The sequence below is a fragment of the Methylotetracoccus oryzae genome (assembly GCF_006175985.1).
In the GTDB taxonomy this organism is placed as follows: Bacteria; Pseudomonadota; Gammaproteobacteria; order Methylococcales; family Methylococcaceae; genus Methylotetracoccus; species Methylotetracoccus oryzae.
Genome location: NZ_SRSH01000027.1, coordinates 50,543 through 59,197, shown reverse-complemented (window position 1 = coordinate 59,197; position 8,655 = coordinate 50,543). Strand labels below are relative to the sequence as shown.

Below are 8,655 nucleotides of genomic sequence, written 5' to 3'. Positions count from 1 at the left end.
CGCGCCGCGGGTCGATCGACTGCAGCGGTCGAGGGATTCGGGCGGGGGTGTCCGGCGTCAAGACGGCCTGATCCTTCGCGCCCGGCTCTTCATACCCGCACGGCGCCACGCCGCGCATCGCGGCATGGCGCACTTCAGGCAAGCACGGGAATCAGCGCCTGATGGGATGAGGCGCGATTCAGGAATTGCGTTGGCACGTCAGAATGACGTCGCGCCAATCCGCACCTGTCTTTACGCCATTGTTAAAGCACCCGACGGTCTTCATGCCGTCGTTGGTGCCCGCGCAGAGATTGATGATGTTCCGCCACTCCCATTGAGTTCCCGGCCCCCAGCTGACCTGTCCCTTGGCATGGCCGGAGCTGACGGCGAGGAAGCACTTCCCGGGTTCCGCGGGCATGTTGGTTCCCCTGCAAAGCTGCTTGACGTTATCCGGATCCCAGTTCATGCGCTTGTCGCCGTCCCAGGCGATCTTGCCCTGAATCTCATTGAAACATTGGGTTTCGTGATCGCCCGCCAGGGCGGCGGGAACCGACAAAGGCCCGACCCAGCCGCTGATGGCTGCTACCAACGCATACGGTGCTGCAAACAGACTGCTTCGCTTCATCGCTGTCTCCAGAAACTAATGATGGTTTGGTCTTGTTTCGGGCGCCTGCGGAAGACTTGCTAACGGACGATCAGACATGACATTGCGGGGCACCGAAGTCGCGCCCCTCTCCACCCCGCATCGTCCAGTCGATTGCCGGGAGTGACACGCCGCGAACGCATGTCCGACTTCGCGGTTGACCCGACGCACGCCCTTCCACGTTGCGCCCACCGCTTAGAGCAGGAGGGTTCTCGCGAGTTCAGCGGGGGGTTGGCGCCTCGCCGAGGCCCTTTACCCGGGCTGGCCTCATGCCCGAAGGTCAGGCGCGAGACATCCGCGTCCGATGGTCATTTGGCCAGGCCTGAAGCGCTCTATCGTCTCCGGCACGGGCACCGAGTTGCCGGGCCGATTTCTGGCTGGCGGATGCGCCTTACGGCGAGGGCGAAAGGCGCGGGTTAATGGCGCGGTTCGCCTTTGGGCGCACCATCTGATCGAACCCTTTTCGCTGTTTCAGGGCGGCGCCGGAGGGCCACCAGCTACGTCAGGCTCACGGCCACCCGCCGCCACCCGCGGGGGACGGATCTGACTCGCCCCCGGGCGGCCGTGCGTGTCACGGGATAATCGTAACGTGGGTGTTTTTGTTGTTTGACGGCGCCGGATCGATGGGACCAGCGTCGACGCGGACGGAGTTGACCACGCGGCCCGCTGTGCCGACGGCGCCGGGTGGGACGATCAGCGTTACCGTGGCGCTGGCACCGGGGGCCAGGGACCCGAGATAACAGACCTTGGGCGTACCGGCACTGCAAGTGCCCTGGCTCGGGACGGCCGTGCCGCGCAGCATACCGTCGACCAGCGTCACCTCGGAAGCCGGATCGGGGCCATGGTTGGTCACGGCCATCGTATACGTCATCGCACTATCGGGGATTGGGGGGGATGGACTCATCGTCTGCAAAACGGCGATATCGGCGGTCGCGGTACGATCCAACAAGCGGTCGCGGACGAAGACATCCCCGAACCCGTTCGAGTCAGGCACGCTAACCAGGTTGGTCGCCCCTGAACTGAAGGCAGCGAAACGACCATTGGCCGACAATTCTGGTGTTCGCGAGAACTCGTTGGCTGGATTGCCGCTCGCGTCGACGGAAACCAGCGAGGTTTCGTGGGTCAGCCGATCGTGAATGTACGTGCGCTGAGTGCCGTATACCGATGGGGGAGTGTTGACTACGAGATTGTTGGCATTCGAACTGAACCCTACGAAACGGCCGTCGGCGGACAGACTACTGCCGAGTATGCCCGACCAGCTGTCGGCTTCTCGGCCCATGGAATCGACGCTCACGCGTGTGGTCTCGCGTGTCTGCCGGTCGTGCACAAAGACATCGGGCTGGCCGTTCGTGTCACCGGGGACCAGATTGCTGGCGTAGGAGGTAAAGGCCACGTAGCGTCCATCCAATGAGATTGCCAATCCACCTGCCGAGTCATCGTTTCCTTGACGGCCCACCGAGTCGACACTGACGCGGATTGTCTGATGCGTCTTGCGATCATGGACGAAGACATCCCAGGTTCCGTTCGTATCGCCAGCGACGAGATTGGTGGCGTCTGAAACGAAAGCCACGAAACGCCCGTCAGCCGAGAGCGCCGGTCTGGACGGCGGGTAATAGGATGGAGGTTGATCTCCTTGCTTGCCGGCGGAATCGACGCTGATTCGGGTTGTTTGGCGTGTCGTGCGATCACGCACGAAGATGTCCCATGCGCCGTTTGTGTCGCCAGCGACGAGATTGGTGGCGTTTGAGGGGAAAGCCACGAAACGGCCATTTCCTGAAAGAGCCGGTTCAACCCAGCAATACACGGCGCAGAGGTCCGGCAGGTTACCGGCAGAGTCCAGGTCGACCCTCTCGGTCATCCCTGTCTTCCAGTCGTGCACTGATACCTCGAGGCCAGCAAAAGGCGACGAGAAGCCGTAACTTACAAAGGCCACGTGGCGTCCGTTGCTGGAGATGGAAGGATGGTGGGACTCCCCGAGGCTTTGCACTCCATGGGAATCCACGCTGACGCGCCGGGTGACTCCGTTGCGGCGATCGTGGACGAACACGTCAGCGAAGTCGCCATTGGCGTCCCCGGCGACCAGATTCTTGGAGGTTGAGGTGAAGGCAACAAAGCGACCATCCGCGGAAATGTCCTGTTCGCTCGATGACTTTTTTCCCTGTTCTCCCTTGGAGTTGACACTGACCATAGTCGTCTCGCCGATGGCCCGCGCTGATTGGGAAAGACTCCACATGCCGGCCGCCGCAAGGGCGAAGGACATTAACCGGAGTACCGGTGCGAATCGAAAATGACCTGGGGCAAATAGACGTTTCACTGGGTTTCTCCTTGGTGCGTGAGGCCGTCGGGTTGCGCTATTCGGCCCTGGTCGCCCGGTTAGTGTGAGCGACTTACGCGGGTTCGTTAGGCCTGCGCCCCTGGCATCGACCATTGGATCCGATAACGGCGCCCGTCGCATCGCAGGTTGCGGCAACAACACCGCATGCGGATTCTCCGGTTCCTCGAGTCCTTGTGCGTCGCAGCGCCCCTGGCGCGGCTCGATCGGAACTCGGCCAGCATCCGAATCCGCCATTGGGTAACACATGATCGGGGTTCTTTCCTGAATGATCGGACTCCGCACACCTGCCTCGCGGGAGCGGGCTGGAGGCCGAGACAGGCCGTGAATCCGTCCCTGGAGGCTAGCCTGCGGGTTCCCTCCCGCAGACGGTCTCGCCCTCCCGGCCCGCTCCCGGTACCCCGCAAAAGGGGGGTGAATGGTTACGCTCGGGGCACCCCTCCTACTGCTCCCGCATGCGTCGGGGATCGCGGGCGATGTCCTGCACGCGGAAGACGTATTCGCCGCGCTGGCGGTCCTCAACAAAGAATTGCAGGGTGCGGTGCACCGTTTCGAACGACAGGTCGTCCCAGGGGATTTCGTCCTCCCGGAACAATCGGGTCTCCAGGCTTTCGGCGCCGGCCCAGAACTCGGGCGACAGCATCTGGGCGCGAAAGAAGACGTAGACCTGGGAGATGTGAGGCAGATTGAACAGCGTGTAGATCTCGCCGATCGCGACTTTGAGGTTGGCTTCCTCATGGGCTTCGCGCTCCGCGGCCTGGGCAATCGTCTCGCCCAGTTCCATGAAGCCCGCCGGCAGCGTCCAGTAGCCCTTGCGCGGCTCGATCGCGCGCTTGCACAGCAGGATGCGGTCTTCCCAGACCGGGATGCAGCCCGCGATCAGTTTGGGGTTCTGATAGTGGACGGTGACGCAGGCGTCGCAGATGAAACGCGGGCGGTCGTCACCCGCGGGAACGCCGACGCGAACCGGAGCGCCGCAAGCCGAACAGTATTTCATTGCACCCCATGAGCTGGTTTACGGAGAGTTTCCGCCGACGGCGCGACCGCCACCCGCCTCAATTCATCAACGCTTCGACCATCTGGTCTTCCAGTTCGGAGCGGGTCACCAAGGCGTCGCCGAGGCGAACCAGATCGGGCTCCAGCTCGGCGGCCAGCGAAGCTCGATCGAGCGCTTCGTACTTGTCGTTGAAGGCGAGCGCGATGTCGGTCGCTTCTTCGATCCGCGGGTACACGCGTTGCGCGGTCTCGACCGCGAGACGGCGGCGCTCCGTGCCATCGATGATGCGGCGGTACACGCCGAAATGGCCGAGCGAGATGTAATCGATCAGGACCTGGCAGAATTCCATCACCTTGGCGGGGAGACCAACATCGGCCGCAGCACGCGCCATGCCGCTGAGCTCATGGAAAATCGCCCATACCTGCTCGCGCTCCTGCAACAGTTCAGCGACCATTTTCGAGGTTTGCGGGCGGCGGACATCAAAGACGGGCATGCTCATTTATTTCAATCCCTGTTCAAGGCCATCGGGCTACTTTATGCGATACGGACCGCGTGGACAATCGGTGGGCGGCTGACCCGGCCGTCCCGTGCGATACTGACCAAGACCCAACAGGCGCCCCTGCGTCGACCGTCCGTGCGCGCCCATGCCTCACCCCGTCTCTGTCATCATCCCCACGCACAACCGGGCCGCACTGCTGGAGCGCGCCCTGCGTTCGGTATACGCGCAGACCGCGCCGGTACTGGAAGTGATCGTCGTCGACGATGGCTCGACCGACGGCACCCGCGAACTGATCGAACGGACGTTTCCGGAAGTCCGCTATCTGCAACAGGCGCAGGCCGGGGTGAGCACCGCCCGCAACCGGGGCATCGCCGCCGCGCAGGGAACCTGGGTCGCACTGCTCGACTCTGACGACGAGTGGTTGCCGCGGAAGATCGAGCGGCAATGGGCGCGGCTTGGCGCCGAGCCGGAGCTGCGAATCTGCCATACGGATGAAATCTGGATACGCCATGGCGTCCGGGTCAACGCGATGAACAAGCACGCGAAGCGCGGCGGCTGGATCTTCCGGCACTGCCTGCCGCTGTGTGCGATGTCGCCGTCGTCGATCCTGATCCATCGCGACATATTCGATACCGTCGGCGTGTTCGACGAAACCCTGCCCGCCTGCGAGGACTACGACCTGTGGCTGCGCATCGCCGCGCGGTTCCCGGTGCTGTTCGTCGACGAACCGCTGATCTTCAAGTACGGCGGCCACGAGGATCAGCTCTCGCGCCGCCATTGGGGCATGGACCGCTTCCGGATACGCGCGCTGGAGAAGATCCTCGCGAGCGGCGTCCTAAGCGAAGAAGACCGCGCCGCCGCCGCCGCGACCTGCGCCGCGAAGGCGGCCGTGGTCGCCAACGGTGCGCGCAAGCGCGGCAAGCATGAACTGGCCACGTACTATCAGGAGATCAGTGAACGCCATGCGACCCACCGCTGAGACTTTCGTGCATTTCGTCGTCGCGTTGCCGGCGGAAGCCAAACCGCTGATCGCGCACTACCAACTGAAGCGGCGCACCGGCGAGGATGCCTTTGCGATCTTCGAAAAGGACGGCATCAGCCTGACCGTCGCCGGCGTCGGCAAGCTGGCGACCGCCGCCGCGGTAGCCTACACCCACGTGCTGTTCGGCAAACCGGCCAACGCGATCTGGCTGAATGTCGGCCTGGCCGGGCACGCCCACCATCCGCTCGGCAGCGCCTGGCTGGCGCACAAGGTCACCGATGCCGAGCGCGGGAAGAGCTGGTACCCGGCAATTGCCTTCAAGGCCGCGTGTCCGAGCGCCGAGATTCGCACCGTCTCCCAGCCCGAAACCGAATACGCTGGCGATTGCCTGTACGACATGGAGGCCGCGGCCTTCCTGGATGCCGCCAGCCGCTTCTCGACGCTGGAGCTGATTCATTGCCTGAAGGCCGTATCGGACAACCGCGACCACGCGATCTGCGATATCGACCCGGCGCGCGCGAGCGCGTGGGTCGACGGCATCATCGACACGGTGACCCACACGCAGCAGTGCCTGCGCCGGCTTGCCGAGCAGCTCCGCCCCGCGGCGACGCCCGATCAACCGGACTGGCTGGCTGCACTGCACTTCACGGCCCAACAGCGGCTGCAGCTCGATCGTTTGCTGCAACGGTGGCACGTACTGACCGACAACCGACCGTTGCCGGAACCGCCCGTGATCGGGAACGGCCGCGAGGCCTTGGGATGGCTATTGCGCGAGATAGAACGGGAGCCGGTGATCTGGGGAGGGCGGCCTTCCGCGCCGTGAGGCACGGCAACAGCGCGCGCCGGCCATATGCGCAGGCGACCGCGAAGGGATCTTGTCAACGCATGCGTTCGGGAAGAAAGCGAACCGGAGCAGCGTGAGGACAATCGGGCGTGGTGCCAACGGCTCTCGCTGCACCGGCCCCGGCGAAGACCGCCGGGGCTTTGCGAGCACCCCCGCGGCGAATCCGTGCCGCGGGGGCTGTCATGAGCGAGGGGCTCGCTCGTTCAGAACTTCCCGGCCGTGAAAGCCTCCTTGTACATCAGGATGCCATCATTACCCTTGCCGGTGATGTCCTTGATGGTGTTGTTGAAGTTGTAATAGGCGTTGAGGCCCACTTCCTTGCCCGTCAATGGTCCGTCCTTGCCGGCCCGGATCTGAGCGCCGGTCAAGGCGCGGTCCCAGAGCCGGACTTCGTCCACCAGCCAGTTACCGTAGCGTCCGATGAGCAGATTGCCGAATCCGGCAACCACGTTGCCCGTTACGGTCGCCTTAGCGACGAGCACACCGTTTCGGTACAAGCGGAAGTTGTCGGCCGCGACAGCCGCATCGTAGGTCATGGCCAGGTGCGTCCAGACCTTCGGTGTCAGCAGCCCCTTGTCACCGTCTGCCGAGAGCGCGAAGAACCCGGAGGTCGTCTCCAGATCCGCGACCAGTTTCCGTTGCCCGTAGTAGTCGCGGGTCGCCAAACCGAAGGCCGGTTCGTATCCCGTCGACAGCGTTCGCTGCTTGAACAACATCGGGGTTCGGTAGTCGGTGAATCCGGTACCGATGCCGCCGCCCAGATCCTTGACCCACAGTTCGGCCGTCATGGCCGTCGTGAAACCCAGGGTTTTCGACGCCAGTTGCACATTGTCAACGCGATCTTCGAAAGTGGCCCCCTGGGTCAGCAGGCGCATGCCGATCTGCGTACCCGAGGGATCGGGCACCGGCGGGATCCGGCGATAGAAGGTATCCCAGTCGCAGATGCCGTTACATAACGCGTTCGAGTAAAAGAACCCGCTGGTCGTCGCATGCAAGGTGCCCACGCTGTCGACGATGGCTTGCGAGCGATGGAGACGGTTGTAGCTGAAGATCGGATGGGACCACAGCGGCTGGCTGAAGGTCTTGCCGGCGTTGGTCGTCTGGCGATACGTCGGCGCATCCCAGAAGGCATAGAACGTCGCCCCCGTGGCATCGCGCGGATCGAGGACCACTTCCGGCCACCAGCCCCCCGTGGTGCTGAGCTCCTGTACCTCCTGGAACCCCCACCCGGAAGTCAGAGAACGCCGCAGCTGGATCTTGTTGTCCGTCGTCGGGAACAGGATGTAGACATAGCTGCCCTTGGCGGCAATGGTTTCCTGCCCCGGATAGAGGGTGTTGCCCTTGAAAAGGACCTTGGGCGCGGCGAAGGAAGCCCCATTATCGGTGGACCGCGCGTACATCAGTGTCTTCGTACCCTGATAGTTCGTATCGAGCTGATTCCAAATGACATGGACGTTCGACCCCTCCACGGCGAGGTCGGGCGAGTTGTACAAGTCCTTCGTGCCCAGCGCGTAATAGCGCCCGTCCGTCGCCGGTGTCGTCAGGAACACACTGCGGAAGGACTGGCTGTCGTCGATCGAGGACGCAAGCCCGATCCGCGCCTGAAAGTTGCCGTAGTAATAGTCCTCAAGCAGGTGGTAATACAGCACGTAGACCTCGGTCCCGGACAGCACCAAGTCCTCGAGGCTGCCGTCGCGATCGTTCGAGCCCACCACTTCCGTGTTGCGAAAGGTGGCGCCCTTGTCCTCCGAGACCAGCGCGTTGATATGGTAGTTGTCGTACCAGTTCGCGCGGGTTCGGTAGGCGATCACCACGCGTTGCGGGTTGCAGGCGACCCGCGACTGATCGATATGCCAGGCATCGGCACTCGAAGCGAGCACTCGCACCGGCTCGAACGTGGCGCCACTGTCGGTGGAACGGTAGTACTCCAGGTTGTAGTACCAGCTGCGTTGCTGCGTGATGGGAAAAGAACGCGAAATCACCACATGGACGGTGGTTCCGGCCACGCAGAGGTAGCGGTCTGATTCGTTGTGAATCAGCGAGCTGCCCGGAGAATCGGACTCGGCGGCGACGACGAGCGGCGTAGCCCAACTGACGCCGCGATTGGTCGAGCGCCGATACACGAAGCGACGATCGCTCCAGTCGTCCTTGCGGCTGTACCAGAGCGTATGCACGTTCTGCCAGGCCACCGCCAGGTTGGAGAATTCATCCGACCAGTAAGTCCCCTCGGGCTCCAGTGCCGAGGTGTAGGAGAGATCGCGAATGTGCGAGGAGAGTGCGGGGTTCCGTGCGTTCGCACCGGATGCGGCCAGCAGACAACCCACCATCAGCGACCAGTAAACAAGGAGTCGATAGACTTTCATGACACATACTCCAGAC

7 protein-coding genes are annotated in these 8,655 nt (G+C 63.2%); 2 read left to right on the top strand and 5 right to left on the bottom strand.

From position 1 onward, the window contains the following. Positions 1 to 178: 178 nt before the first annotated feature. The 4 genes from BWR02_RS19765 to BWR02_RS19750 form a co-directional block, all read right to left on the bottom strand. A complete protein-coding gene (locus tag BWR02_RS19765; protein ID WP_139559634.1) occupies positions 179 to 604 on the bottom strand; it encodes a hypothetical protein in 426 nt (141 codons plus the stop codon). Between the two features lie 589 nt (positions 605 to 1,193). Beyond that, on the bottom strand, positions 1,194 to 2,882 hold the full coding sequence (locus BWR02_RS19760) for a DUF11 domain-containing protein (protein ID WP_139559633.1): 1,689 nt from the start codon (positions 2,880 to 2,882) through the stop codon (positions 1,194 to 1,196). A gap of 514 nt (positions 2,883 to 3,396) precedes the next feature. Beyond that, entirely contained in the window at positions 3,397 to 3,951 is a 555-nt protein-coding gene (locus BWR02_RS19755) for an NUDIX hydrolase (RefSeq protein ID WP_139559632.1), read from the bottom strand. A gap of 58 nt (positions 3,952 to 4,009) precedes the next feature. After that, positions 4,010 to 4,450: an Rsd/AlgQ family anti-sigma factor gene (locus BWR02_RS19750; RefSeq protein ID WP_139559631.1), complete on the bottom strand. Its 441-nt coding sequence runs from the start codon at positions 4,448 to 4,450 to the stop codon at positions 4,010 to 4,012. A 145-nt stretch (positions 4,451 to 4,595) separates the two neighbouring features. Here BWR02_RS19750 and BWR02_RS19745 point away from each other — a divergent pair, with 145 nt between their 5' ends. Together BWR02_RS19745 and BWR02_RS19740 are read left to right on the top strand one after the other, a co-directional pair. After that, entirely contained in the window at positions 4,596 to 5,429 is an 834-nt protein-coding gene (locus tag BWR02_RS19745) for a glycosyltransferase family 2 protein (RefSeq protein WP_139559630.1), read from the top strand. Continuing rightward, on the top strand, positions 5,413 to 6,255 hold the full coding sequence (locus BWR02_RS19740) for a nucleoside phosphorylase-I family protein (protein WP_139559629.1): 843 nt from the start codon (positions 5,413 to 5,415) through the stop codon (positions 6,253 to 6,255). The genes BWR02_RS19745 and BWR02_RS19740 overlap by 17 nt, the downstream gene beginning before the upstream one ends. 224 nt (positions 6,256 to 6,479) lie before the next feature. On the opposite strand, the gene BWR02_RS19735 is transcribed toward BWR02_RS19740, so the two are convergent. After that, positions 6,480 to 8,639: a sialidase family protein gene (locus BWR02_RS19735; RefSeq protein ID WP_139559628.1), complete on the bottom strand. Its 2,160-nt coding sequence runs from the start codon at positions 8,637 to 8,639 to the stop codon at positions 6,480 to 6,482. Between the last annotated feature and the right edge of the window lie 16 nt (positions 8,640 to 8,655).